Annotated in this window: 22 protein-coding genes and 1 tRNA gene; 13 read left to right on the top strand and 10 right to left on the bottom strand. The window is 68.8% G+C overall.

Annotation, left to right across the window (positions count from 1 at the left end):
* Positions 1 to 33: 33 nt before the first annotated feature.
* From GVN21_RS07700 to GVN21_RS07690, 3 genes are all read right to left on the bottom strand, one after another.
* Positions 34 to 384 carry a PDZ domain-containing protein gene (locus GVN21_RS07700; RefSeq protein ID WP_166574145.1) on the bottom strand — a complete coding sequence of 117 codons (351 nt, stop codon included), beginning with the start codon at positions 382 to 384 and terminating at the stop codon, positions 34 to 36.
* 70 nt (positions 385 to 454) lie between these two features.
* A complete protein-coding gene (locus GVN21_RS07695; RefSeq protein WP_346764229.1) occupies positions 455 to 667 on the bottom strand; it encodes an alkylphosphonate utilization protein in 213 nt (70 codons plus the stop codon).
* 155 nt (positions 668 to 822) lie between these two features.
* On the bottom strand, positions 823 to 2,337 hold the full coding sequence (locus GVN21_RS07690; protein WP_166574143.1) for a bifunctional aminoglycoside phosphotransferase/ATP-binding protein: 1,515 nt from the start codon (positions 2,335 to 2,337) through the stop codon (positions 823 to 825).
* Positions 2,338 to 2,487: 150 nt separating this feature from the next.
* Here GVN21_RS07690 and GVN21_RS07685 point away from each other — a divergent pair, with 150 nt between their 5' ends.
* Complete coding sequence (locus tag GVN21_RS07685) at positions 2,488 to 3,102, top strand: TetR/AcrR family transcriptional regulator (protein ID WP_166574142.1); 615 nt, start codon at positions 2,488 to 2,490, stop codon at positions 3,100 to 3,102.
* Here the strand turns inward: GVN21_RS07685 and pdxH are convergent.
* Positions 3,099 to 3,764, bottom strand: a complete 666-nt coding sequence (gene pdxH / locus GVN21_RS07680; protein WP_166574141.1) for a pyridoxamine 5'-phosphate oxidase — start codon at positions 3,762 to 3,764, stop codon at positions 3,099 to 3,101. The genes GVN21_RS07685 and pdxH overlap by 4 nt on opposite strands.
* 138 nt (positions 3,765 to 3,902) lie before the next feature.
* On the opposite strand from pdxH, the gene GVN21_RS07675 reads away from it, so the two are divergent.
* The 3 genes from GVN21_RS07675 (at position 3,903) to GVN21_RS07665 (ending at position 7,727) form a co-directional block, all read left to right on the top strand.
* Positions 3,903 to 4,571, top strand: a complete 669-nt coding sequence (locus GVN21_RS07675) for a DnaJ C-terminal domain-containing protein (protein WP_240902804.1) — start codon at positions 3,903 to 3,905, stop codon at positions 4,569 to 4,571.
* A 31-nt stretch (positions 4,572 to 4,602) separates the two neighbouring features.
* Entirely contained in the window at positions 4,603 to 5,670 is a 1,068-nt protein-coding gene (gene aroC, locus GVN21_RS07670; RefSeq protein ID WP_166574139.1) for a chorismate synthase, read from the top strand.
* An 86-nt stretch (positions 5,671 to 5,756) separates the two neighbouring features.
* On the top strand, positions 5,757 to 7,727 hold the full coding sequence (locus tag GVN21_RS07665) for an ATP-binding protein (RefSeq protein WP_166574138.1): 1,971 nt from the start codon (positions 5,757 to 5,759) through the stop codon (positions 7,725 to 7,727).
* On the opposite strand, the gene trxC is transcribed toward GVN21_RS07665, so the two are convergent.
* Together trxC and GVN21_RS07655 are read right to left on the bottom strand one after the other, a co-directional pair.
* Complete coding sequence (trxC, locus tag GVN21_RS07660) at positions 7,724 to 8,176, bottom strand: thioredoxin TrxC (RefSeq protein ID WP_166574137.1); 453 nt, start codon at positions 8,174 to 8,176, stop codon at positions 7,724 to 7,726. The two genes, GVN21_RS07665 and trxC, sit on opposite strands and share 4 nt — an antisense overlap.
* Before the next feature lie 47 nt (positions 8,177 to 8,223).
* A complete protein-coding gene (locus GVN21_RS07655) occupies positions 8,224 to 8,526 on the bottom strand; it encodes a hypothetical protein (RefSeq protein WP_166574136.1) in 303 nt (100 codons plus the stop codon).
* A gap of 41 nt (positions 8,527 to 8,567) precedes the next feature.
* On the opposite strand from GVN21_RS07655, the gene GVN21_RS07650 reads away from it, so the two are divergent.
* The 3 genes from GVN21_RS07650 to GVN21_RS07640 all read left to right on the top strand — a co-directional run bounded on the left by GVN21_RS07650 (position 8,568) and on the right by GVN21_RS07640 (position 10,900).
* A complete protein-coding gene (locus GVN21_RS07650) occupies positions 8,568 to 9,497 on the top strand; it encodes a WYL domain-containing protein (protein WP_166574135.1) in 930 nt (309 codons plus the stop codon).
* Positions 9,498 to 9,579: 82 nt separating this feature from the next.
* On the top strand, positions 9,580 to 10,278 hold the full coding sequence (locus tag GVN21_RS07645) for a pirin family protein (RefSeq protein ID WP_166574134.1): 699 nt from the start codon (positions 9,580 to 9,582) through the stop codon (positions 10,276 to 10,278).
* Positions 10,279 to 10,402: 124 nt separating this feature from the next.
* On the top strand, positions 10,403 to 10,900 hold the full coding sequence (locus tag GVN21_RS07640; protein ID WP_166574133.1) for a response regulator: 498 nt from the start codon (positions 10,403 to 10,405) through the stop codon (positions 10,898 to 10,900).
* 6 nt (positions 10,901 to 10,906) lie between these two features.
* Here the strand turns inward: GVN21_RS07640 and GVN21_RS07635 are convergent, their stop codons facing one another.
* A complete protein-coding gene (locus tag GVN21_RS07635) occupies positions 10,907 to 11,278 on the bottom strand; it encodes a 6-carboxytetrahydropterin synthase (protein WP_166574132.1) in 372 nt (123 codons plus the stop codon).
* A gap of 33 nt (positions 11,279 to 11,311) precedes the next feature.
* Positions 11,312 to 11,944, bottom strand: a complete 633-nt coding sequence (queE, locus tag GVN21_RS07630) for a 7-carboxy-7-deazaguanine synthase (RefSeq protein WP_166574131.1) — start codon at positions 11,942 to 11,944, stop codon at positions 11,312 to 11,314.
* 490 nt (positions 11,945 to 12,434) lie between these two features.
* Here queE and GVN21_RS07625 point away from each other — a divergent pair, with 490 nt between their 5' ends.
* Entirely contained in the window at positions 12,435 to 15,326 is a 2,892-nt protein-coding gene (locus GVN21_RS07625; protein WP_166574130.1) for a TonB-dependent receptor, read from the top strand.
* Between the two features lie 275 nt (positions 15,327 to 15,601).
* On the top strand, positions 15,602 to 17,110 hold the full coding sequence (locus GVN21_RS07620; protein ID WP_240902803.1) for a response regulator: 1,509 nt from the start codon (positions 15,602 to 15,604) through the stop codon (positions 17,108 to 17,110).
* Between the two features lie 11 nt (positions 17,111 to 17,121).
* Here GVN21_RS07620 and GVN21_RS07615 read toward each other — a convergent pair.
* Positions 17,122 to 17,198, bottom strand: a tRNA-Met gene (locus GVN21_RS07615).
* A gap of 102 nt (positions 17,199 to 17,300) precedes the next feature.
* Here GVN21_RS07615 and GVN21_RS07610 point away from each other — a divergent pair.
* Genes GVN21_RS07610 through GVN21_RS07600 form a run of 3 tightly spaced genes read left to right on the top strand, consistent with a single transcriptional unit; the run spans position 17,301 to position 21,252 of the window.
* On the top strand, positions 17,301 to 18,329 hold the full coding sequence (locus tag GVN21_RS07610) for a glycosyltransferase (RefSeq protein WP_166574129.1): 1,029 nt from the start codon (positions 17,301 to 17,303) through the stop codon (positions 18,327 to 18,329).
* Positions 18,330 to 20,036, top strand: coding sequence for an asparagine synthase (glutamine-hydrolyzing) (asnB, locus tag GVN21_RS07605; RefSeq protein WP_166574128.1), 1,707 nt, complete (start codon positions 18,330 to 18,332; stop codon positions 20,034 to 20,036).
* Between the two features lie 16 nt (positions 20,037 to 20,052).
* A complete protein-coding gene (locus GVN21_RS07600; protein WP_166574127.1) occupies positions 20,053 to 21,252 on the top strand; it encodes a PQQ-dependent sugar dehydrogenase in 1,200 nt (399 codons plus the stop codon).
* Positions 21,253 to 21,387: 135 nt separating this feature from the next.
* On the opposite strand, the gene GVN21_RS07595 is transcribed toward GVN21_RS07600, so the two are convergent.
* Positions 21,388 to 22,515, bottom strand: a complete 1,128-nt coding sequence (locus GVN21_RS07595; protein WP_166574126.1) for an NAD(P)/FAD-dependent oxidoreductase — start codon at positions 22,513 to 22,515, stop codon at positions 21,388 to 21,390.
* A 94-nt stretch (positions 22,516 to 22,609) separates the two neighbouring features.
* Here GVN21_RS07595 and GVN21_RS07590 point away from each other — a divergent pair, with 94 nt between their 5' ends.
* A complete protein-coding gene (locus tag GVN21_RS07590; RefSeq protein WP_166574125.1) occupies positions 22,610 to 23,833 on the top strand; it encodes an amino acid permease in 1,224 nt (407 codons plus the stop codon).
* Positions 23,834 to 23,922 lie beyond the last annotated feature (89 nt).

Genomic DNA, 23,922 nt, shown 5'->3' with positions numbered 1-23,922 from the left:
CGGGCGGAATGCCGCAGTGCAAACGGGCGCCGCCTACGGGCGAGCGATTTCCATCGCTTCAAGCACAAGACGCACGGTGCGCCGCCGGTCGCCTCGGGCCACGGTCAGGTCGAGGCGTTCGCCCGGCGGGCCGCTGAGGGCGGCCGGCAGGGCGGAAAGCGCTCCACCACTCCAGCCGAGGACAAGATCGCCGGCGCGCAGGCCAGCGCGCGCCGCGGGGCCGAGCGGGTCCAGGTCAGCGATATGGGCCGCGCCGTCGGTGACGGTCAGGCTGACGCCGGCCCAGCCGGACCTGGCCTCGTCCTGGGCGAACGCCGGGGCGGCCGCCAGCGAAAGGCCGACAGCGCCCAATCCCGCGAGCGCCGCGCGCCGTGACAGATGCATATGAGAAACCCGACAAACGCCCCGGCCCCAGATTGCCTGAGGCGCGGCGGCCGTCAATCGGCGATCCCGGTCAGAGCTTCCTGACGAACTCGGCGCGCAGGACGAGCCCCTTGATGCCCTCGTAGCGGCAGTCGATCTCCTGCTCGTCGCCGGTCAGCCGGATTGATCGGATAACCGTCCCGCGCTTGAGCGTCTGTCCGGCACCCTTGACCTTGAGATCCTTGATCAGGGTCACCGCATCCCCGTCCGCGAGAGGATTTCCCACGGAATCGCGGACAACCACGGCCGCTGACTGCGCCGGGCCGGCCGTCAGCGCGCCGGCCTGGACCCATTCCCCGGTCGCCTCGTCGAATACGAATTCGTCTGTGTCTTCCGACATGGATCTGCCTGTCTGCCTGCTGACCGTCCGATGAAAACGATTGTCCGGCTGTTTGAAATCTAACTGAACGAATTGACCAAAGCCTCGGCGGCCGGCTCGAAGGCCCCGTCGCTGTCCACCCTGCGCCAGGTCATGTCGCCGAGATCGCGGGTCAGTTGGGTGTCCAGGACCGCGCTGTCGGCGTCCGAGGCGTCTCCGGCCCGTGCGGCGATGCGCTGGTGGAGGAGGCCGGCGGGAGCCTCCAGCCAAAGACCTTCGAAGGGAACTCCGGCGCGGCGGGCGACATCGGCGGCGGCGGCGCGTTCCTCCGGCTTCATGAAGACGGCGTCGAGGATCACGGCGCGTCCGGCGGCGAGGCAGGCGGATGCCTCGTCGAACATCCGGCCGTAGACGCGGGGGCTGACCTCGGGGGCATAGGCCTCGGTTGGCAGGCGGTCGAGGGGGGCCGCGCTCCACAGGCGCTTGCGGATCTCATCGCTGCGCAGGATCACCGCGCCGGGCGAGGCGCCCAGACCCGGGGCGGCGATGCGGGCGAAGGTCGACTTGCCGGAACCGGAGAGGCCGCCGACCGCCGCGAGGACCGGCCGGACCGGCTCCAGGTGGGCCAGGGCGGCGGCCAGGTAGGCGCGGCTGGCGTCGAGGTCGCCGCCGTGGGCCTGGACGTGGCATCGTACGCCGGCGCGGACGGAAAGGGCCAGCGGCAGGGCTTCGAGGCCCGGCCACAGGCCTTCGGGCAACAGCCGGGCGCCTTCGTCGAGCCAGGCCGACAGCACGCGGACAGCAGCGTCGCGCCGACGGCGGAAATCCAGGTCCATCAACAGGAAGGCCACGTCGTAGAGGACGTCGATCTCCGACAGCACGTCGTTGAACTCGATGCAGTCGAAGAGGATCGGCCGTCCGCCCTCAAGCAGGATGTTGCCGAGATGCAGGTCGCCATGGCAGCGGCGCACCCAGCCGGCCTCGCGTCGTCCCGCGAGCAGGGCCTCAAGGCGGGCCCGCTCGGCGTCGGTGGCGGCGATCAGGGCCTCAACCGGCTCGCGACCGAGCTTGGGCGCCAGGTCCTGCAGCAGATTGGCGTTGGAGCGGATGGTGTAGCTCATCCCCCCGCCAGGCTCGGTCCCCTCGCTGACCGGCGCTTCGGCATGGAAGCGGGCCACCGCGCGGCCCAGCTGTTCGGCCAGTTCGCCATCGACCGCATAGGGCTGTTCGGCCAGCACGGCAGTCTCGTCGAAACGGCGCATCTCCAGCACCGATTCGACTCGCTCTCCGGCCCCGTCGAGCTCCAGCCCGCCGCCGGCCGCGCGGGTGATGGCCCCCACCCGGCGATAGATGTCCGGCGCGGCGGCGCGGTTGAAGGCCAGTTCCCGCTCCAGCGCCCAATGGCGCAGGGCGGCGGTCTCATAGTTGAGGAAGCCGAAGTTGACCGGCCGCTTGATCTTCAGCGCCAGGTCCCCGGTCAGATAGACACGCGCGCAGCTGGTCTCGATGACCCGGTCGGCCCGGTCGCCCAACCACGCGGCGATCTCGGCTTCCTGCAAGGCTTCGGCGACGGAGTCTGCGGACGGTTCGGTCATCCCGGGTCCATAACACAGCCAAACTCGCGACGTCCCTTGCCGATCCCTTGCAGGCCTTCCGCGCAACCCATACAGGGTATGAATCATTGTTCTGTCAGCGTGCGTCGGGGGGCGCACCAGCGGAACCGCTGCGGGGGACATGAGGGACGTATGGGGGAGCGTGAGGGGGAGACGCGGACCGCGCGCAAGCGCCGTGACATCCTGGATTCCGGTCGCGAGATATTTCTGAACGAGGGCTATGCCGGGGCCGGCATGGAGATGGTGGCGCGGTCAGCGGCCGTCTCGACCGCCACCCTGTACGCCCATTTCCCAAGCAAGGCCGACCTGTTCGCGGCGGTGGTCGACGAGGCGGTGACGGGCCTGACCGCCGACCTGCGCTCGACGCGGGACCATGGGGACGCGCGGGCGCGGCTGACCCAGTTCGCGGTGGCGCTGGGGCGGTTCTATTGCGAGCCGCTGTCGCGCTCGCTGTTCCGGCTGGTGACCGCCGAGCGGCGGCGGTTCGCCGAACTGGCCGACCGCTTCCAGGCTCGGTCCCGCCAGGAGATCGGCGGGGTGGCGCTGGCGCTGATCAAGGAACTGGCCGACGACGGGCTGCTGAAGGTCGATGACCCGGCCTCGGCGGCCGGTCAACTCCTGGGCATGCTGGAACACCCGACCCTGACCATGGGCCTGATGGCCGGCGACGAGACCCAGCCGCAGCGGCCCGTGGACACCATCGGCGAGGAGGCGGTCGAGACCTTCCTGGCGCGGTACGCGGCCTAAGGAAACAGCCGCGAGGTGGTCCAGCCCTGGGCGGCGCGCGTGAACACCAGCCGCTCGTGCAGGCGGAACGGCCGGTCGCGCCAGAACTCGATCGATTGGGGCCGCACGCGAAAGCCGGACCAGTGCGGGGGCCGAGCCACCTTGCCCAGGCCGAACCGCAGGCCGGCCTCGGCCACCCGCTTTTCCAGGGCGAAACGGTCGGTCAGCGGCCGCGACTGGTCGGAGGCCCAGGCGCCAAGCTGGCTGTGGCGGGCGCGGGTGGCGAAATAGGCGTCGGCCTCGGCGTCGGAGACCCGCTCCACGGCGCCCCGCACCCGCACCTGGCGTCGCAGGGACTTCCAGTGGAACAGCAGGGCGGCGCGGGGGTTGGCGGCCAGCTCGCGGCCTTTGGCGCTTTCCAGGTTGGTGTAGAAGGTGAAGCCGTCGGGCCCGACGTCCTTGAGCAGCACCATCCGCGCATCGGGAAGGCCGTCGGCGTCGACGGTGGCCACGGTCATGGCGTTGGCGTCGTTGGGCTCCGATTCGACCGCCGCCTTCAGCCAGGTCTCGAACAGCGCGATCGGGTCGGCCTCCGGCAGCAGGGGCAGCGGCTCGGCCGTGGTCACCTGGGTGACGTAGTCATCCTCGCTGGGCGAGGCGGGGATCAGGGTGTCATCGGACATGGACGCTATGTAGCGCCGCCACAGCGCCACGTCATGGCCCGCCACAGGCTTAACTTCGAATTGACTCTGTGCGGTCCAGGCTGAGCGCAACAAGAACGGGGCCCCAGAACAGAGGCCGAGATGGTGGCGACGAAGACAATGGACCCCCGCCGCGCGCGGGTGGTGCTGGGCCTGCGCGGGCCGGCGGACGAGGCGGCGACGCGCGCTGCCTTCCGCCGTGCGGTGAAGGCCACCCACCCCGACCGAGCGGGCGGCGATGCGGCCAGGCTGCGCGAGGTGGTCGAGGCCTATGAGGTTCTGAAAACCGCGCCCTCCCCTTCCCCGCCCGCACCGGCGCCCCGGCCGGCGGTCGCCACCGAGGTCCTGGAGATCAGCCCCGCCCTGGCGGCCTTCGGCGGCGAGGCGATGGCGCGGCTGGCCGATGGCCGGAAGATCGCGGTCAGCCTGCCGGCTGGCCTGCGGGACGGTGATCGGGTGCGGGCCGGTGATGCGCTGCTGACGGTGGCGGTGCGCGGAGCCGAGGGGCTGACGCTGCGCGGCGACGATCTGTGGTTGACCGCCGACCTGCCGAGCGACGCCCCATGGGGCGGCCGGTTGCCGGTCGAGACGCCGGCCGGGCCGCGCGCCGTCTGGATCGACCGCAGGGCCCTGCGGCGCGGGCTGGTGCGGCTGAGCGGGGCCGGGCTGCCGGCGAGGGGACCGCATTCGGTCGGCGACTTCATTGTGCGGCTGCGGCCATCAGCGGGGGCTGAAAGCGGCGCGCGCAGTCGACTGCGCGCCTTCACGGCGGCCTGGGCGGCCTTGTAAGCCGGGCGTTGTCCGCTAAGACCGATCCGACATGTCGCACAACACCTTCGGCCACCTGTTCCGCGTCACCACCTGGGGTGAAAGCCATGGGCCGGCGCTCGGCTGCGTGGTCGACGGCTGCCCGCCCGGGATCGAGCTGACCGAGGCCGACATCCAGACCTTCCTGGACCTGCGCAAGCCGGGCACCAGCAAGCACGTCACCCAACGGCGCGAAAGCGACACCGTGCGCATCCTCTCAGGCGTCTTCGAGGGCTTCACCACCGGCACGCCGATCTCGCTGATGATCGAGAACGAGGACCAGCGGTCCAAGGACTACGGCGAGATCGCCCATGCCTTCCGGCCAGGTCACGCCGACTACGCCTACATCGCCAAGTATGGCCGGCGAGACTATCGCGGCGGGGGTCGCAGCAGCGCCCGGGAGACCGCCGCCCGCGTCGCCGCCGGCGCTGTCGCCCGCAAGGTGATTTCCGGCGTGACGGTGCGCGGCGCCCTGGTGCAGGTCGGGCCGCACGCCATCGACCGGAGCGCCTGGGACTGGGAGCAGACCCGCCAGAACACCTTCTGGTCGCCGGACGCCCAGACGGCCAAAAAATGGGACGGCTACCTGGACGAGGTGCGCAAGGCCGGCTCCTCCACCGGAGCCATCGTCGAGGTCGAGGCGGAGGGGGTTCCGGCCGGCTGGGGGGCGCCGCTCTATGGCAAGCTGGACGCCGAACTGGCCGCCGCCCTGATGTCGATCAATGCCGCCAAGGGGGTGGAGATCGGGGCAGGGTTCGCCGCCGCCGCCTTGTCCGGCGAAGAGAACGCCGACGAGATGCGGGCCGGCAACAATGGGCCGAACTTCCTGAGCAACCACGCCGGCGGCGTGCTGGGCGGCATCAGCACCGGCCAGCCGGTGATCGCCCGCGTCGCCTTCAAGCCGACCTCTTCCATCCTCACCCCTCGTCGCACCCTCAACGAGGCAGGCGAGGAAGTCGAACTGCGCACCAAGGGCCGCCATGACCCCTGCGTCGGCGTCCGCGCCGTGCCGGTGGTCGAGGCCATGGTCGCCTGCGTCCTGGCTGACGCCTTCCTTAGACATCGCGCCCAGGTTGGATAAATTCCTCTGCGACCGTCCGTCGCAGACGATTGGTTTACCCTCGCCCGCTTAGCCTCACTTTGGGGAGACTTCCGGGAGTTGGCGAGATGGCCAATCAGCAGACCGAAGCCAGCATCCCGACCGGCGCCTTGAAGGCGATCGGCTGGTTCTTCGAGAACAGCCTGGACACCTTCGTCACCCTCCAGGGCGACCACGTCTACAACGCCAACAAGCGCTGGAGGAAATTAACCGGCTGGAGTCCGGCCGAGGCCTACGGCAAGCCGTTCTGGTCCTTCTTCCACCCCGAGGACGAGCAGGCGGCCCGCAACGCCGTCGCCGCACTGACTCTGGGCGAGCGGACGGTGGCCGAGCACCGGCTGGCCACCAAGGCCGGCGACTGGCTGTGGGTGCGCAGCCATGTGGTGCTGGGCGAGGAGGGCTGGATCCTGGCCATCATCCGAGACCTGACCGAGGAGCGGCGGGCCGAGGCGGACGCGCGGGAAGCCCGGCGGGTCAGCCAGATGCTGCGCAATTCGGCGGGGGTCACCGTCTGGCGGTTCGACCCGGACCGGGACCACTACGAGGTCAATCCCGACTTCAATCGCCCCGGCGGCCAGGCGCGGGCCGAACACCGGATCGATGCGTCGCGGATGCGCCAGACCGTCCACCGCCAGGATGTCGCCGAGCTGGAGGCCACCTGGCGACGGTCGGTGGAGACGGGCGAGCCCTGCCGCCATGAGTATCGGGTGCGGGCGGGCCGCGACGGCTGGCGACACCTGCGGGTCGCCTGGCAGGGCGTGCGACCCCGCGACTCGGGCCGCTGGGAGATCCTCGGCATCGCCCAGGACGTCACCGAACTGGTCCAGGCCCGAGACGCGGCGCTGCGCGACCAGGCGGCGGCGCGGGCGGCCATCGACGCCAAGAGCCAGTTCCTGACCAACATGAGCCATGAGATCCGCACCCCGATGAACGGAGTTCTGGGGGTGCTGCACCTGTTGAAGGCCGAGCCCTCGCCGAGCGTGCGGACGCAGCTGATCCAGCAGGCGCTCAGTTCGGGGGCCAATCTGTCGGCCCTGCTCAACGACATCATCGACTATGCCGACCTGGAGTCGGGCCGTCTGGTGCTGGCCCGCGAGGCCGTCGATCCGGGCGTGCAGCTGGCCATGGTAGTCGAGCTGCTGCAGCCTCAGGCCGAGGCCAAGGGCGTGGCGCTGGAGGTGGCTTGCGATAGGACCATCGCCCCGGCGACTGTGGATCCTGGCCGCCTGCGCCAAATGTTCCTGCACCTGGTCGGTAATGCGGTGAAATTCACCCAGCAGGGCCATGTGCGGGTGCGCCTGAACGCACTGGGCGCGGGCCCGGCCCAGCGTTTGTGCCTGGAGGTGGCCGACACCGGCGTCGGCATCGCCCCTGCCGCTCAGGCCGAGCTGTTCGAACACTTCCGCCAGGCCGACAACAGCGCCACCCGCAAGTTCGGCGGCGGGGGTCTGGGCTTGACCATCACCCGCCACCTGGCCGCCCTGATGGATGGCTCGGTCGGCTTCCGCAGCGCTCAGGGCGTCGGCTCCACCTTCTGGCTGGAGGTGGCCGCCCCGGCCACGAAGCAGGCCGCGGCGGGACAGACCGCGTCGCCGCTGGAGGCGGTGGCCGGTGAGGCGGCGACCGAGGGCCGCTGGCTTGAGGGCCTTCGGGTCCTGGTGGTCGAGGACAACCCGACCAACCGCCTGGTCGCCACCGGCCTGCTCGGCCAGTTGGGCGCCAGCGTCGAGACCGCCGAGAACGGCGCCGAGGGCGTGGCCGCCGTGGAGCGCGCGCCGTTCGACCTGATCTTCATGGACATCCAGATGCCGGTCATGGACGGCATGGAAGCCACCCGCCGCATTCGCGCCATGGAGGGCGTTCGCGGGCAGATCCCGATCGTCGCTACGACCGCCAACGTGATGCCGGCCCAGCTGGCGGCTTATCGCACTTGCGGCTGCAGCGGGGTGGTCGCCAAGCCGATCTCGCCGGGCGCGCTGGTCGCGGAGATCGCCCGCATCGCGGACGATGGGGACCTGGCGGAGGTAGCGGTGGCTTAGGGCAGGTTCTGGCGCGTCCAGGCGATGATCGCGTCGGCCGGCATGGCGCCGGCATGGCGGGCGATCTCGCGGCCCTTGTGGATCAGGACCAGGCAGGGGATCGAGCGGATCTTGTAGCGGGCGGCGAGGGTCTGTTGGGCCTCGGTGTCGATTTTGCCGAGGCGGACGGCCGGCTCCAGTTTGCCGGCGGCGGTGGCGAAGGCCGGGGCCATGGCCTGGCAAGGGCCGCACCAGGCAGCCCAGAAGTCGATCAGCAGGGGCAGGTCCGAACGGGTCGCGTGACGGTCGAAGTTGTCGGCCGTGAGGACCATGGGCTTGCCGGTGAACAGAAGGGACTTGCAGGTCCCGCACCTGGGCTCGGCGGCGAGGCGACCGCGAGGAACGCGGTTGAGGGCGCTGTCGACGGGGCAGGCGACGATCAAGGCATCGGAGGTCTGGGCGTCGGTCATGGGCGGTCCTTGGACCACAGAACCGCCCAGGCTTCCAAGGGTTGCGGTCAGGTGACGCGCTCGAACTCCATGTTCCAGTTCACCTCCCAGGTCCGGCCGTTGTCGGGCGAGATGGCCTGGGACCAGTGGGCCGTGGTGGAGGTGATCTTCGACCAGGTGAAACGGACGAGGATGGGACGACCGTCGAAAACATCCGCGCCGATGAAGGTTCCGACGCCATCCTGAAAGCCGCCGTGCACAGGCGGCTCGATGTTGGGGTAGCGGGCGTCGAGCCACCAGATCGACCAGCGGTTCGTGGCCGGGTCATTCGAAGCTCCTCCAATGCGGTGAATGCGTCTTTGCCCGAGCAAGCTGACACCCAATGTCAGCTAATCTCGGCTAGGCTCGAAAAATGCGCTCGAGCCGCCTCCTGACCCTGTTGATGCTGCTCCAGACCCGGGGGCGAATGACGGCCCAGGCGCTGGCCGAGATCTTCGAGGTCTCGGTGCGCACGGTGTATCGCGACGTCGACCAGCTGAGCGCCGCCGGCGTACCGGTCTATGCAGACAGGGGGCCAGGGGGCGGGTTCGCCCTGCTCGACGGCTATCGCACCCGGCTGACGGGGCTGAATGCGGCGGAGGCTCAGACCCTGATCCTGGCCGGACTGCCGGGGCCGGCGGCGCAGCTGGGGCTGGGCGAGGCGGCGGCCGACGCACAGATGAAGGTGCTGACCGCCCTGTCAGACGGGCCGGGCGAGGCGGCGCGGCGGGCGCAGGCGCGGATCCACCTGGACCCGGTCGGATGGTTCAAGGACGCCGACGACAGCCCGGCCCTGCGGACCCTTGCGGAGGCGGCGATGGCCGACCGGCGGGTCTCGGCCCGCTATGGCCCGCGGCGGCCGGTGGCGCTGGTGCTGGAGCCGCTCGGCGTCGTTCTCAAGGCAGGGGTCTGGTACTTGGTCGCCGGCTCGCGGGGCGAGATCCGGACCTACAGAGTCTCGCAGTTTCTGGACGTCGCGCCCGTCGAGGAGACCTTCGAACGGCCCAAGGGCTTTGACCTCGCCGCCCATTGGGCGGAGGCCCAGCAAGCCTATGCGGCCGGGCTGATCCAGGGCGTGGCCCGGCTGCGCGCCAGTCCGGAGGCGCAGGCGAGGTTGCAACGGGAAGGCGGCGCCCTGACCACCCTGTCTGACGGAACGGTGGAGCTGGCCATCGAAGGGATCGATTTCGCGGCCGGCGAGCTGCTACGCTTCGGCCTCGACGTGGAGGTGATCTCGCCGCCTGAACTGCGGGCCCGGATCGCCGAGCTGGCAGGGGCGATCGCGGCGCGCCACGCGATCTGACACAGCAGGTGTTGCACTTGAAAATCGGCCTCCTATCTATTCCCTCGATGGCGCAACAACCCGCCAGATTGGAACCTGAACCATGATCGAACGCCGCCCTTTCGCGCAGCTCGGCCATGCCGACCACGGCTGGCTCAATGCCCGCCACCACTTCTCCTTCGCCAACTGGTACGAGCCGACTCGCATGGGCTGGGGCGACCTGCGGGTGTGGAATGACGATGAGATCGCCCCCAAGTCGGGCTTCCCGCCGCATCCCCACGCGGACATGGAGATCATCACCTACGTTCGCAGCGGGGCGATCACCCACCAGGACAGTCTGGGCAACACCGGCCGCACAGGCGCCGGCGACGTGCAGGTGATGAGCGCCGGGTCCGGCGTGCGTCACGCCGAGTACAATCTCGAAGACGAGACCACCCGGATCTTCCAGCTTTGGATCCAGCCGCGCACCCGCGGCGGCGAACCCAGCTGGGGCGCCAAGCCCTTCCCCAAGGCCGACCGGTCCGGAAAGTTCGTGGCCCTGGCCAGCGGCATCGCGGGCGATGAGGACGCCCTGCCGATCCGGGCCGAGGCCCGGGTGCTAGGCGCCACGCTCAAGGCAGGCGAGACGACCACCTATGACCTGGGCCCCGGTCGTCACGCCTATCTGGTCAGCGCGGTCGGACAGGTGGAGGTCAATGGCGTCACCCTCTCGGACCGGGACGGGGCGGCGGCGAAGGATGAGGCGGTGCTGACCGTCAGGGCGCTGACGGACGCAGAACTCGTTTTGGTTGATTCACTTTAGATTCTCTCCCGGCGTTTAGTTGCGAGCCCCCCGCGATGCGGGGGGCTTTTTTCCGTTGACCGACAATGGTTTAGCCCCATATGCCGTACGCAAGACGCTGTTATTCAAGGCGATGGGGCCACCCGTGCGGTTTGAGCTGCTGAAGATCCTGCTGGTGGACGACAACCACCATATGCGGGTGCTGATCGGCGAAATCCTGCGCGCCATCGGGGTCGGCGGGGTCTACGAGGCATCGGACGGCGCTGAGGCTCTGACCATCATGCGGCAGCACGCCATCGACATCGTGATGACCGACTTGGCCATGGAGCCGCTGGACGGCATCGACTTCGTCCGCCTGCTGCGCAACTCTCCCGACAGCCCCAACCAGATGTGCCCGGTGGTGATGATCACCGGCCATTCCACCCAGAAGCGGGTGCGCGAGGCCCGCGACGCCGGGGTGACCGAATTCCTGGCCAAGCCGGTGACCGCGCGGGGCGTCATCGACCGGATCACCCAGGTGGTCGAGTTTCCTCGCTCGTTCATCCGCACCGAAGACTATTTCGGCCCAGACCGGCGACGAAAGATCGATCCGCATTTCTCGGGGCCGTGGCGCCGGGCGAGCGACGAGGCGAAGGCCATCTGACGCCCGTCAGACGGAAAGGGCGCAGCTCTCGTTGATGGTCGGGCGCGAGATCACCACCCGGCAGAGGCCTGGGAAGCGCGGCTTCAGGGCGGCCGCGAAATAGAGGCAGAGGTGTTCCAGGGTCGGGGTCTCGAGCCCCGGCTTGTCGTTCAGCAGGCCGTGGTCGAGTTCGGCCGCCACGGCGCGCAGTTCGCTGTCCAGCTCGCCCAGATCCGCCACCCAGCCCATCGGGCCGCTGATCTGGCCGCGCACGGTGGCCTCGACGCGGAAGCTATGGCCGTGCAGGCGCGTGTAGGGGCTGCCTTGCGGACCATTGGGGAAATGGTGGGCGGCGTCGAAGGTGGCGGCCTTCGTGATCTCGAACTGGGGCGTGGTCATGGGTGCGAAAAGGGCTGGCCGAGGCGAAGAGCCTCAGGCGATGCCGAGGTATTTGTGGGTTTGGACGCTTAAACGCCACCTGGGGTGGGAAAGGCAATAGGCGATGCAGGCGGCGGTGGCCGCCTCGCGGTCCGGACCGTCCATCGGCTGCAGAAAGAAGCGCTCGAAATCGAGCCCCTCGAAACGGGCCGGATCGACCCCGGCCTGGGGCCAGACCAGCTTGAGCTCCTGGCCGAAGGTCTGGACCACCGGCGCGTCGGCCTTGGGGCTGACGCAGATCCAGTCGATGCCGGGCGGGGCCGCGAGGCTGCCGTTGGTTTCCACCGCAATCATGAAGCCTCGCGCATGCAGGGCCTCGATCAGCGGCGGATCGAGTTGCATCAACGGCTCGCCGCCGGTGCAGACGACCAGCCGCTGCTCCGCCCCGCCCGCCCAGGCCGCCTCGACAGCGGCGGCCAGGGCCTCCGGGCCGGCGAACCGGCCGCCGCCCGGGCCATCGACACCCACGAAGTCGGTGTCGCAGAAGGTGCAGACCGCGTCAGCCCGGTCCTTTTCGCGTCCGGACCAGAGATTGCAGCCGGCGAAACGACAGAAGACGGCGGCGCGACCGGCCTGACCACCCTCGCCCTGCAGGGTCAGGAAGATCTCCTTGACGGCATAGCTCACGGCTCCGGCCTTGCGGGACGGACGCCTGGCGAGGCGGTCGGAGAGGGAGGCTGACATGACGGGATCGGAGTTGGAGCCGGCGGGCCGTTCCTCTACACGAACCCGCCCGGCAAGACCACGCCAAGTCGGCCGCGCAGTCTTCGCGACCGGCTGCGAAGTGATTCACGGCTGCGAGCGGCCCGGCGCCCTCGCGCGGCCTGTCGTTGCGGAAGCTTCCGCCACGTCATTTCTCCTGTGGATGGAGGAAGTCGCCCGACAGCGCAAAACCGGCGCGTTTATTGGGCCACAGTTATGTGAAAAGCCGTAACCTATCGCCGTTCACCTGGCCTCGAGCATTGACACATTCCAAACGCGCGTATGCAATCGATGGAAGCTGCGGGGGAGTGTCGTGCGTCCCCGACGGCATAACAAAAGACGCGACATTTGAGGAAACACACGGCGTCCGCGATACGGCCCCCTGTCAGGCCGGCGGCGCTCGGGGAGGGTTAGAATGTACACATCTCTGCGCCTGCGGAAGGCGCTCGCTGTCAGCGCGTCCGCGTTTGCCATCATGGCCGTCGCCGCGCCGGCCTTCGCTCAGGAAGAGGCCCCCAGCGGCACGACCGTCGGTGAGCTGATCATCACGGCGCAGAAGCGCGAAGAAGCCATCCAGGATGTGCCGATCGCGGTGTCGGCCTTCAACCAGGAAACCCTGGAAAAGCAGAAGATCGACGGCGGCCCGAACCTCGTCCTGGCCATCCCGAACGTGAACTTCTCCAAGGGGAACTTCACCGGCTACAACTTCCAGATCCGCGGTATCGGCTCCAAGCTGGTGGCCGGTTCGGGCGACGCCGGCACCGGCATCCACCTGAACAACGCCCCGCTGACCGCCAACAACCTGTTCGAATCGGAGTTCTTCGACCTGGAGCGGGTCGAAGTGCTGCGTGGCCCGCAGGGCACCCTCTACGGCCGTAACGCCACCGGCGGCGTGGTCAACGTGATTTCCGCCAAGCCGATCGACAGCTTCGAGGCGATGATCAAGGCCGAGGTCGGCAACTACGAATCCTACAAGCTGCGCGGCATGATCAACGTGCCGATCGGTGACACCATCGCCGTCCGCCTGGCCGGCAACGTGTTCCAACGTGGCGGCTACGGCACCAACCTGGTGACCGGTAACGAAATCGACGACCGCGACCTGTGGAACACCCGCCTGACGGTCTCCTTTGAGCCGGTCGACGAATTCCGCACCTACTTCCTGTGGGATCACTTCGAGGAAGACGACAAGCGCTCGCGGATCGGCAAGCAGTACTGCACCAAGGATCCGGGTCCGGCCACCGTCGGCGGTTTCGGCTACTCCGCCGACCCGGCCCGCGCCACCGCTGCCCGCGGCCTGCTGAGCCAAGGCTGTCTGCCGACCTCGCTGTACTCGGCGAACGTCCTGGGCACCCCCAACTCGCAAGGCACCCTGGGCGGCCTGCTCGGCAACCTGTCGGGCCTCATCACCGGCGACGCTTTCGCCGGCAAGATGCAGAACAAGGACATCCGCAATATCGAGTCGGCGGTCGATCCGGTCTATCAGGTCGAAACAGACATCATCCAGTTCGGCGCCACCTGGGACATCACCGATGAACTGTCGGTGATCTCGCTGACCAACTACAGCAAGAATTACCTGTTCACGAAGCAGGACTACAACCGCGTCACCCCGATCAACACCTTCAATACGGTGGCCGGGTCCTGCAACAACTTCACCCCGGTGTGCAGCTCCAGCCCGGCGGCCCAGCAGGTGCCGACGGCGATCTACAATGGCCTGTACGCCAGCCTCTTCCCCGGCGGCGTGGTCAACGACCCGCAGGTCGGCGCCCGCAACAGCTTCACCACCTTCGACATTTCCGGCGGCGACGCTGAGCAATGGTCGCAGGAGCTGCGGCTGGCCTCGAACTTCGACGGACCGTTCAACTTCAACATCGGGGCCATCTACCTCGACCTGAAGACCACCGACGGCCACTACTATGTGTTCGGCAACACCCTGACCGGCCAGGCCCAGATCGCCAACGCCCTGGTCACCGGTAACCCGAACTGCTCGGCCACGACCGCCGGCTGTATCTTCATCGATCCGTCGCCGTCCCCCTCGGGCAGCGGCCGGAACTACTTCGACAGCACCGGCGACTATCACCTGAAGTCCCGCGCGGCCTTCGGTGAGGTCTATTGGCAGGTTCTCGACAGCGTCAAGATCACCGGCGGCATCCGCTATACCCATGACCGCAAGCTGCAGCAGGCCCGCACCACGGCCCTGCTGGCCGGCAACACCCCGGCCACCCCGGGCAGCGACAGCACCGTCGCCGGCGTTCCGCCGGTCCTGGAGGCCGACTTCAAGGAAGTCACCGGCCGCCTGGGCGCCGACTGGAAGCCGACCGACAACAACCTGCTCTACCTGTTCTACTCGCGGGGCTACAAGGCGGGCGGCGTGAACCCGCCGTGCGCCGTGGGCGTCGCCTGCGCTGCTCCGACCTTCGATCCGGAATTCGTGGACGCCTGGGAACTGGGCTCCAAGAACACCCTGTTCGACGGCCGGATGGTGCTGAACGCCACCTACTTCCGCTACGACTACATCGGCTACCAGGTCTCGAAGATCACCAACCGCCAGTCGGTCAACGAGAACATCGACGCCAAGATCCAAGGCCTCGAGTTTGAGACCATCTGGGAGCCGATCGACAACTTCCGCATCAACATGAACATCGGCCTGCTCGACTCGGAAATCACCGACGGCGAGTCGATCGACGTGTTCAACCGGACCCAGGGCGATCCCACCCTGACCGTGGTCAAGGCCAGCAACGCCAGCAACTGCGTCGCCAGCACGGCCGGGGTCGGGGCGCTGCTCAACGCCATCAACAACTTCGGCGTCTCGCCCTACGCCCTGCTCGGTCTCTGCAGCGGCGCCTTTGCCTCCACCAACCCGGCGGTCAACCCGCTGGCCGCTCTCGGTGTGGTCTCCAACCCGGCTCTCCTGCCGAACGGCGGCGACGGCATCGCGGTCGACCTGGAAGGCAAGGAACTGCCGAACGCGCCGAAGTACACCTTCTCGCTGGGGGCCCAGTACACCTGGAACTTCGGCGGTTGGGACGCGACCCTGCGCGGCGACTACTACCGCCAGGACGACAGCTTCTCGCGGATCTACAACAGCGAGCCGGACAAGATCAAAGGCTGGCAGAACGTCAATGCCACCCTTACGGTCGGCAACCAGAACATCGGCCTGTACTTCGAGTTGTTCGTGAAGAACCTGACCGATGAAGAGTCGATCACCGATACCTACCTGACGGATGACTCCTCGGGTCTGTTCCGGAACGCCTTCTTCACCGAGCCGCAGACCTTCGGCATCTCGATCACCAAGACCTTCGGCCAGTAAGCCTCAGGTTCAAACAACGACAAACTTGGGCGGCGGGAACTTCTGTTCCCGCCGTTTCCTTTTGCGGCGTGAGTTTCAGAATCGCCGCGGCCGAACCATTCCGACTTCACCCGCAAGAGTTCGCCGACCAACGTTACTTGGCTTCGTCGGCCCCGTTCAGCGCCGCCCACAGGTTGCGTTTCGCTCTACAGTGGTCGGCACAAACCACTCGCGCGCTTAACCTGTCTGAAAGCGCACAGGTGCATTGTGGGATCCCAATAGAGACTTGGCCCCACATGGACCGACTTGATCACCTGATCGAACGCCGCCCGAGCCTGTCGGCCAATGCCGATGGGGCCGCCCTGGCCGCGGTGTTCGCCGAGCAGCCCGACGCCTTGGTCTTGGCAGTCGTCGATGCCGACCAGCGGCCGATCGGCCTGGTCCGCCGCCAGGCCTTTGAGGCGGCGGGCGGTGCGCCCGGCGCCCTCGCGCTGATGGATACCACCTTCCTGTCGGTGGACGGCGCGTCCGACGCCGTTCAGTTTCGAGAAGAGACCCTGGCCGAGAACCCGCTGGCCCTGGCCTATGGCTTTGTGGTCACGGACGGCGGTCGCTATCTGGGGGTAGGCGGCGCCCACACGCTGCTGGCCGCGCGCGCCAAGCGGTCGCGCCAGAGCCGGGACAATACCGTTGCCGTCACCCAGGCCCTGGCCATCGACGTGATGCGCCAGCTTGATGACGCCCGCACCTTCATCGACGCCCTTGGACGCCAGAACCTGCCTTCGGACGCGCGCAGTTGCGCCCAGGCCCTGGGTGACGCCTTTGATGATGTTCGCCGCTTGATGGGCCGGGCCGCTGCGGTCCACGCCGCCGAGGCCGGTTTGGCCGCGATCACGCCGCGGCCCACGGTGCTGCGCGAAGTGATCGACGACCTGCAGGAACGCTGGATTCACCGCGCCGCCAACGCGGGCGTCACCCTGCTCTGCGCTTACGACGGCGCGCCGGAGCTGGCCGCTGAGGTCGATGCCGTGCTGCTGGGCGAAATGCTGGACGGGCTGGTCGAGCGCGCGCTGAGCGCCACCCGACGCGGCGCGGTCGAGGTCACCCTGTCGGCCCGGCCGGCCGTCGATGGCCTGATCCTGGAGGCCCGAGTCCGCGACGCCGGCGAAACGCCCGAGGCGGCCGAACTGGCGCACATCTTCGAATCGCTTACCGGCCATCGGCCCCTGTCGATCGGCCTGGGCATGGCCCACGCCGCGGCCATCGCCAAGGCGATGAACGGGGTGATCCGGGCAGAGGCCAACCCCGGAGCGGGGGCCACGGTGGTGGTCTCGCTCGTCGCCCCAGAAGCGGTGGCCGAGGCCGCCGACCCGACAGCCGGTCTGATCCCGACCACCGCCCACATTCTTATCGTCGATGATAACGCCACCAACCGCATGGTCGCCGAGGCCCTGTGCGAGATGTTCGACTGCACCAGTGAGCAGGCGGTCGACGGGATCGAAGCCGTGGAGGCGGCCCGGATGCGGGGCTTTGACCTGATCCTGATGGACATCAAGATGCCGCGCATGGACGGCGTCGCCGCAACCCGCGCCATCCGCGCCCTGCCCGGCCCCGCCGGCCAGACCCCCATCGTCGCCCTGACCGCCAACGCCGATCCCTCGGACGTGCGCGGCTATCTGGAAGCGGGGATGAACGACGTGGTCGAAAAGCCGATCAAAGCCGAGCGGCTGCTGAGCGTGCTGGACAAGGTGCTGAACGGAACGACCGAAGACTCGTCGGAGGCGCGCGGCTCGGCGGCCGCCTGAACACGTCGGGATGGTAGCTGGGGGCGGGATCGAACCGCCGACCTGTGGGTTATGAATCCACCGCTCTAACCATCTGAGCTACCCAGCCATAGGCCGTGCCCATCCCGAGGGAGGCGGGCCTTATAGTGGCGTTGAAACCTCCCATCAAGCGTCTTGGGAAACGGGCTCTGTCCGGCTAGGGTCGCGCCCGATGAGCGTCCTGCATCTTCTGGGGTCGGCCGGCGAAGGCGGGGCCGAGACCTACTTCGTCGAGCTGGTCGCCGCCCTGCGCGCCGCCGGGCTGGAACAGGCCTGCGCCATCCGCGCCAATCCCGGGCGGGAGAAGGCATTGGCGGCGGCTGGGGTGCCCGTGCGCACCCTGGGATTCGGCGGCCCGCTGGACTTCCTCACCCGGCCCGGCGTGGCCGGCACAGCGCGAAACGCCGACGCCAGACTGCTGGTCGCCTGGATGAACCGGGCGGCGCGTCATGCCCCGGCCGGCCCCTGGGCGCGGATCGGGCGGCTGGGCGGCTACTACAAGCTGAAGAACTATCGCGGCTTCGAGGCCCTGGTCGCCAACACCCAGGACATCATGGACTGGGTCGTCGCCCAGGGCTGGCCGGCGGACCGGGTGCGCCATATCCCGAACTTCGCCGCCGCGCCCGAGGAGGTCACCCCCATCGCCCGCGCCGAGCTCGGCACCCCGGAAAACGCGCCACTGCTGCTCGGCATGGGCCGGCTGCACACGGCCAAGGCCCACGACGTGTCGCTGAAGGCCCTCAAGGCGTTGCCCGAGGCCTACCTGTGGATCGCCGGCGCTGGAGCGCTGGAGGATCAGTTGAAGGCCCTGGCCCAGTCGCTGGGTGTGCTGGAGCGGGTGCGGTTCCTGGGCTGGCGATCGGACGCCTCGGCGCTTTACCGGGCGGCCGACGTCTGTGTTTTCCCCTCGCGGTATGAGCCACTGGGCAATGTTGTCATCCAGGCCTGGGCCCACGGCCTGCCGGTGGTGGCCGCCGCCAGCCAAGGGCCGGCCGCCCTGATCCGCGACGGCGAAGACGGCCTGCTGGTTCCCATCGATGACGATGCGGCGCTGGCCGAGCGGATCGCCGGCCTGCTGGCCGATCCGATGCAGCGCATCCGCCTGATCCAGAACGGCCATGCCCGCGTCGAGGCGGAGTTCAGCAAGACCGCCGTCGTGACCCAGTGGCGCGAGCTTTTCGCCCAGTATGGGGCGGCCTGAATGTGCGGCATCGCCGGCGTGCTCAACGGGCCGGGCTCGGCCCGCAATCTGATCGAGACCCTCGCCCATCGCGGGCCGAACGGCATCCGCGTCGAGGACGGCAAGGGCTGGTCGATCGGCCATGCGCGCCTGTCGATCATCGACCTGGAAGGCGGCTGGCAGCCGCTGCACGCCGTCGGCTCGACGGTGATCGGCAACGGCGAGATCTACAACTACCTTGAGCTGGCCGAGGAGTTCGGACTCAAGGACAAACTCTCCACCGGATCCGACTTCGAACCCCTGCTGCACCTCTACGCGCTGGAGGGCGAGAAGGCCTTCGACCGGCTGCGCGGGATGTACGCCTTCTGCCTGGTCGGCCACGACGGGCGCACCTGGCTGGTCCGCGATCCGTTCGGGATCAAGCCGCTCTACTTCCGCGACGGTGGCAGCGGCCTGGCCCAAGGCGCCGGCGTGCATTTCGCCTCCGAGCCCCGGGCCCTGGTCGACCGGCCCGCGGTTCTGAACCGGCACGCGGCCGGCCAGCTCCTGAACCTGAATTATACCTTCAGCCCCACCCTGCTGGGCCACACCCACCGGCTGGAGCCGGGCGCCATCGCCGAGGTGGTCGGCGACTTCGTCGAGCAACGACGCATCCGCCCCGCCCTGCCCCCGGCCGGCGTCACCCCCGGCGACGAGGCCCAGCTGCTCGACCGCCTCGACGCGGTGCTGGAAGACAGCGTCCGGGTCCACCAGCGGTCGGACGTGCCCTACGGCCTGTTCCTGTCCGGCGGTATCGACAGCGCCGCCATCGCCACCCTCATGTCGCGGCTGAACGAGCGGCCGGTGGTGGCCTTCACCTGCGGCTTCGACGCCCCCGGCGCCAAGGACGAACGAGCCCAGGCCGAGCGGGTGGCCAAGGCCCTGAACCTCGACTGGCGCGAGACCACCTTCACCGAAGCCGACTTCTGGGCAATCGCCCCCAAGGTCGCCTGGGCGCTCGACGACCCCACCGCCGACTACGCCATCCTGCCGACCTACAAGCTGGCTCAGGCGGCGCGCAGCGACCTCACCGTCGTCCTGACCGGCGAGGGCGGGGACGAGCTGTTCGGCGGCTACGGCCGCTATCGCCGCGCCCTGCGCCCTGGCTGGCTGGGCGGCCGGCCGGCCGAGCCGCGCGTGCCTTATCCCTGGATCGGCGATTGGCGGGATACCGTCGACCAGCGCGCCCTGCCCGGCCGCACCCCGCTGCAGAACATCCAGGCGGCCGATGTCGCCACCTGGCTGCCCGACGACCTGCTGTTGAAGCTCGACCGCTGCCTGATGGCCAACGGGCTGGAGGGCCGCACCCCCTTCCTCGACCCCGAGGTCGCGAAGTTCGCCTTCAACCTGCCCGACCGGATGAAGCTGCGCGGCCGGTTCGGCAAATGGCTGCTGCGCAAATGGCTGGAGCGTCACTGTCCCGCCGCCGAGCCCTGGGCCAAGAAGCAGGGCTTCACTGTGCCGGTTGCCGGCTGGATCGCGCCGCGCGCCGCCGACTTGGCCGTCAGCGTCGCGGCCGTCGAAGGGGTGGCAGCCGCCATTGATCCTGACGCGGTCAGCGCCATCTTTACCGAGGATCAACATGAGGCCCGCCGCTGGCCCCTGCTGTTCTTCGCCCTGTGGAGCCTGATCCACCTCGAGGGGGCGGAACCCGTAGCCGCCCTCGCTGCTTTGCTCGGCGAGCCGTAACGCCTGAGGAGTTTCCATGCGCAGCCTGTCCCTGATCGCCGCCGCCGCCGTGCTCGCCGCTTGCGGAGGCCAGCCTTCGGAGGCCCAGACGCCGCCCGCGGCCGGCACGTCGCTGGAGACCCGGCCCGCCAACACCAACTACCAGCCCGCCTTCCCCGGCCAGACCCGCGCCCCGCTCAAGAGCGCCGGCATCGCTTTTGACACCGTGACGGTGGCCGAGGGGCTGCAACGCCCCTGGGGCTTGGCCTTCCTGGCCGACGGCCGGATGCTGGTCACCGAAAAGGGCGGAACCCTGCGTATCGTCGGCAAGGACGGCAAGCTCAGCGACCCCGTCGGCGGCGTGCCGGCGGTCGACGCGAAGGGCCAGGGCGGTTTGCTGGACGTGGTTGTCGGTCCCGACGGCCTGATCTACTGGAGCTTCGCCGAGCCGCGCGCGGACGGCAACGGCACGGCCGTGGCGCGCGGCAAGCTGGACGGAAACGCGCTGACGGACGTCAAGGTCATCTGGCGGATGACCCCGACCTACAACGGCGACAAGCACTACGGCTCGCGGCTGGCTTTCTCCAAGGACGGCTTCCTGTTCATCACTACCGGTGAGCGCTCGGACATGGCCGGCCGGATGCAGGCCCAGAAGCTGGACGCCGCTTTCGGCAAGGTGATCCGTATCCTGCCCGACGGCGCCGTCCCGAAGGACAACCCCTTCACCTCGGTCGCCGGCGCCCTGCCGACCATTTGGTCCTACGGCCACCGAAACATCCAGTCGGCCGCGATCCATCCGAAGACCGGTGAACTATGGACCGTCGAGCACGGCCCCCGCGGCGGTGACGAACTCAACGTCGCCCGCCGCGGCAAGGACTACGGCTGGCCGACCATCAACTACGGCAATGAATACAGCGGCGGCCCGATCGGCGAGGGCCTGACCCAGAAGGCCGGCATGGAGCAGCCGCTCTACTACTGGGACCCGGTCATCGCCCCCTCCGGCATGGCCTTCTATGAGGCTGACCTCTTCCCCGCCTGGAAGGGCAGCGTCTTCATTGGCGGCATGAAGGACAAGGACCTAGTTCGCCTGACCCTGGAAGGCGAGAAGGTGGTCGGCGAAGAGCGGCTGCTGAAGGACCTGGGCCAGCGGATCCGCGACGTGCGGGTCGGGCCGGACGGCGCGGTCTATGTGCTGACCGACGGCGGTTCGCTGATCAAACTCGTTCCGAAGGCTTAAGTCTCCTCCCCGTCATCCCGGACGGCCGAACGCCGATCCGGGACCCAGGGGTTGCAGCGCACCAGCCGTAACGCCGCGCTCGATAGCGAGATCACGCACCCCCGGGGTCCCGGCTCTCCGCCCGGCTTCGCCGAGCTACGGCCGGGATGACGGAGGGTGGAGCTTGCCGGCCACCGATTCCCCAATCGCCAATGAACTGGTCAGCCCCGGGCTTTCGATCCCGAACAAAGCCACCAGGCCTTCGATGCCGTGGTCGTCCGCGCCCCTGATCTGGAAATCGGGCTGAGGCTCACCCCGTCCATGCAGTTTGGGCCGAATCCCGGCGTAGTCGGGGGCGAGGTCCTCCACCGGCAGGTCTGGCCAGAACTTTCGGATGTAGCGGGCGAACTCCTCGACCTTGGCCGGGTCGACCGAATAGTCCTCGGTCGCCACGAATTCGAGATCGGGGCCGAACACCGCCTGCCCGCCGAGATCCTTGCGGTAGTGGGTGCCCAGGGCGCCGGGAATCGGCGGCGGATAGATCAGCCGCTCGAACGGGGCCTTGGCCGCCAGGCGGAAGTAGACCCCCTTGCCGTAGTGGCCGGCCGGAATGCGGTCCGCCGGGAAGCCCGCGATGGCGCCCGCCACACCCTGGGCTGACAGGCCAGGCGCGGTGACTAGCAGGCGACAGGTCAGTTCCGTGGCCTCCTCGCCGCCGGCCTTTACCCGGAATCCGCCACCGGTCAGAGGCGTCGCCCCTTCAAAGGGGGTGGAAGCGACCACCGCCCCACCGGCCGCCTCGATCTCACCCTGCAGGGCCAGCATGTAGCCGTGGCTGTCGAACACCCCGCTCTGCGGGGACAGCAGCGCCGCCTCGCAGCGCAGGCCGGGCTCCAGGGCGCGCGCCTCGGCGCCAGTCAGGCGCTGCATGTCCTCGACCTCGTTCGTGGTCGCCTGGTCAAAGATGGCGTCGAGCCGGGCGACGTCCTCGGGCTCGGTGGCCACCACCAGCTTGCCGCAGCGGCGGTAATCGACATGATGCTTGTCGAGGAAGGCGTACAGCAGCCGGCGGCCCTGGACGCAGAGCCGCGCCTTCAGCGAGCCGGTCGGATAGTAGAGCCCGCCGTGGATCACCTCGGAATTGCGCGAGGAGACACCCTGGCCGATGGCCGCCTCCTTCTCCAGCACAGCCACCGTCAGGCCTCGCTGTGACAGGGCGTAGCCGCAAGCCAGACCCACGGCGCCCGCGCCCACAACGACCGCATCGAAATCAAATTCGCTCATGCGGGCAGGCTATCGCGCCAACGGCCCGCCCGCCAGTTGACCTGTTCCCCCCCGCATGTGGAACTGCCCGCCGAACAGCGTGCGGGGGAACACCATGACTGAAGGCAAGCGGATGGGGCCGCTGCTGGCCACCTTCCTGGTGGCGGGCAACATGATCGGCGCGGGGATCTACATCCTGCCGACCTCCATCGCCCCGTTCGGGACCTCCAGCCTGGTCGGCTGGCTGGTCTCGGCGGCGGGTGGGATCGCCTTGGCGGCGGTGTTCGCCATCCTCGGCCGACTGCGCCCCGAAGCCGACGGCATCCACGCCTATGCCCGCGCCGCCCTCCATCCCTTCCTGGGCTTCGTCACCTGGTTCGCCTACTGGGTCGGTTGCCCGCTCAGCAACGTCGCCATCGGCCTGGCGGCGGTGGGTTACCTCACTTCGCTGATCCCAGGCCTGGCCGGTCCCCTGCCCACCCTGCTGGCGCTGATGGGCGCCATCTGGGTGTTCACCCTGCTGAACCTGCTGGGCCCCCGCACGGTCACCCGGCTGAGCGGCTTGGCCCTGGTCCTGGGCCTGCTGCCCATCCTCGCCGCGATTGTCCTGGGCCTGGCCGCCTTCAATCCCGAGCTGTTCGCCGCCAGCTGGAACCCGACCGGCAAGCCGGTGCTGGCCAACATCCCCGGCATGGTGCTGCTGATCTTCTGGGCCTTCCTGGGGATGGAGTGCGCCAATGCCGTGGCCGCCAAGGTCCGCAACCCCGAACGCGACATCCCCATCGCCGCCATGGGCGGCATCGCCCTGGCCGCCGTGGTCTATGTCGCCGCCTGCGTGGCGGTTCAGGGGGTCATCCCGCCGGCCGAGCTGGCCAAGTCGACCGCCCCCTTCGCCGACGTGGTGGCCAAACTGGCCGGCCCCATCGCAGGCGTGCTGGTGGCGATCTTCGCGGTGGTGAAGACCAGCGGCACCCTGGCCGGCTGGATCCTGGTCACCGCCGAAACGGCCCGCGCCGGAGCCGCCGTCGGCTATTTCCCCAAACTGCTGACCGAGACGGATCCGTTGGCCATCCCTAGGCGCGGCATCATCGTCACGGGCGTGATCATGTCGGCCATCGCCCTGGCCACCGCCTCACCGACCCTGGCCAAGCAGCTCAATATCCTGATCGGAATGACCGTGGCCTCCACGATGACAGCCTATGTTCTTTGCTGTGCCGCCCTTTTCCGTGAAGCCCGGCTGATCGGCGACACCGGCCGGCGGCTGGCGACACAGGCCCTGGCGGTCGGAACCTTGCTGTTCAGCGCCTGGGTCGTCTGGGCCTGGGCGATGAGCTCCTGATCAAGGCCCTGCAAATGGGGATACTCCGCGCGGCTGGACCATGGCCTCATCACGTGGCGCAAGGTCCCGACGGTCGCGTTCGGAAGCCT

This window comes from Caulobacter sp. SLTY (genome assembly GCF_009905535.1).
Taxonomy (GTDB): Bacteria; Pseudomonadota; Alphaproteobacteria; order Caulobacterales; family Caulobacteraceae; genus Caulobacter.
The sequence above is the reverse complement of the archived record's forward strand: the minus strand, read 5'-3'. Positions and strand labels throughout refer to the sequence as shown.

Excerpts from the sequence above, each read along its gene's own strand:
- GVN21_RS07700 (WP_166574145.1), bottom strand. The coding sequence starts at position 384 with ATGCATCTGTCACGGCGCGCGGCGCTCGCGGGATTGGGCGCTGTCGGC.
- GVN21_RS07690 (WP_166574143.1), bottom strand. The coding sequence starts at position 2,337 with ATGACCGAACCGTCCGCAGACTCCGTCGCCGAAGCCTTGCAGGAAGCC.
- GVN21_RS07685 (WP_166574142.1), top strand. The coding sequence starts at position 2,488 with ATGGGGGAGCGTGAGGGGGAGACGCGGACCGCGCGCAAGCGCCGTGAC.
- pdxH (WP_166574141.1), bottom strand. The coding sequence starts at position 3,764 with ATGTCCGATGACACCCTGATCCCCGCCTCGCCCAGCGAGGATGACTAC.
- GVN21_RS07675 (WP_240902804.1), top strand. The coding sequence starts at position 3,903 with ATGGACCCCCGCCGCGCGCGGGTGGTGCTGGGCCTGCGCGGGCCGGCG.
- aroC (WP_166574139.1), top strand. The coding sequence starts at position 4,603 with ATGTCGCACAACACCTTCGGCCACCTGTTCCGCGTCACCACCTGGGGT.
- GVN21_RS07665 (WP_166574138.1), top strand. The coding sequence starts at position 5,757 with ATGGCCAATCAGCAGACCGAAGCCAGCATCCCGACCGGCGCCTTGAAG.
- trxC (WP_166574137.1), bottom strand. The coding sequence starts at position 8,176 with ATGACCGACGCCCAGACCTCCGATGCCTTGATCGTCGCCTGCCCCGTC.
- GVN21_RS07650 (WP_166574135.1), top strand. The coding sequence starts at position 8,568 with ATGCGCTCGAGCCGCCTCCTGACCCTGTTGATGCTGCTCCAGACCCGG.
- GVN21_RS07645 (WP_166574134.1), top strand. The coding sequence starts at position 9,580 with ATGATCGAACGCCGCCCTTTCGCGCAGCTCGGCCATGCCGACCACGGC.
- GVN21_RS07635 (WP_166574132.1), bottom strand. The coding sequence starts at position 11,278 with ATGACCACGCCCCAGTTCGAGATCACGAAGGCCGCCACCTTCGACGCC.
- GVN21_RS07625 (WP_166574130.1), top strand. The coding sequence starts at position 12,435 with ATGTACACATCTCTGCGCCTGCGGAAGGCGCTCGCTGTCAGCGCGTCC.
- GVN21_RS07620 (WP_240902803.1), top strand. The coding sequence starts at position 15,602 with ATGGACCGACTTGATCACCTGATCGAACGCCGCCCGAGCCTGTCGGCC.
- GVN21_RS07610 (WP_166574129.1), top strand. The coding sequence starts at position 17,301 with ATGAGCGTCCTGCATCTTCTGGGGTCGGCCGGCGAAGGCGGGGCCGAG.
- asnB (WP_166574128.1), top strand. The coding sequence starts at position 18,330 with ATGTGCGGCATCGCCGGCGTGCTCAACGGGCCGGGCTCGGCCCGCAAT.
- GVN21_RS07600 (WP_166574127.1), top strand. The coding sequence starts at position 20,053 with ATGCGCAGCCTGTCCCTGATCGCCGCCGCCGCCGTGCTCGCCGCTTGC.
- GVN21_RS07595 (WP_166574126.1), bottom strand. The coding sequence starts at position 22,515 with ATGAGCGAATTTGATTTCGATGCGGTCGTTGTGGGCGCGGGCGCCGTG.
- GVN21_RS07590 (WP_166574125.1), top strand. The coding sequence starts at position 22,610 with ATGACTGAAGGCAAGCGGATGGGGCCGCTGCTGGCCACCTTCCTGGTG.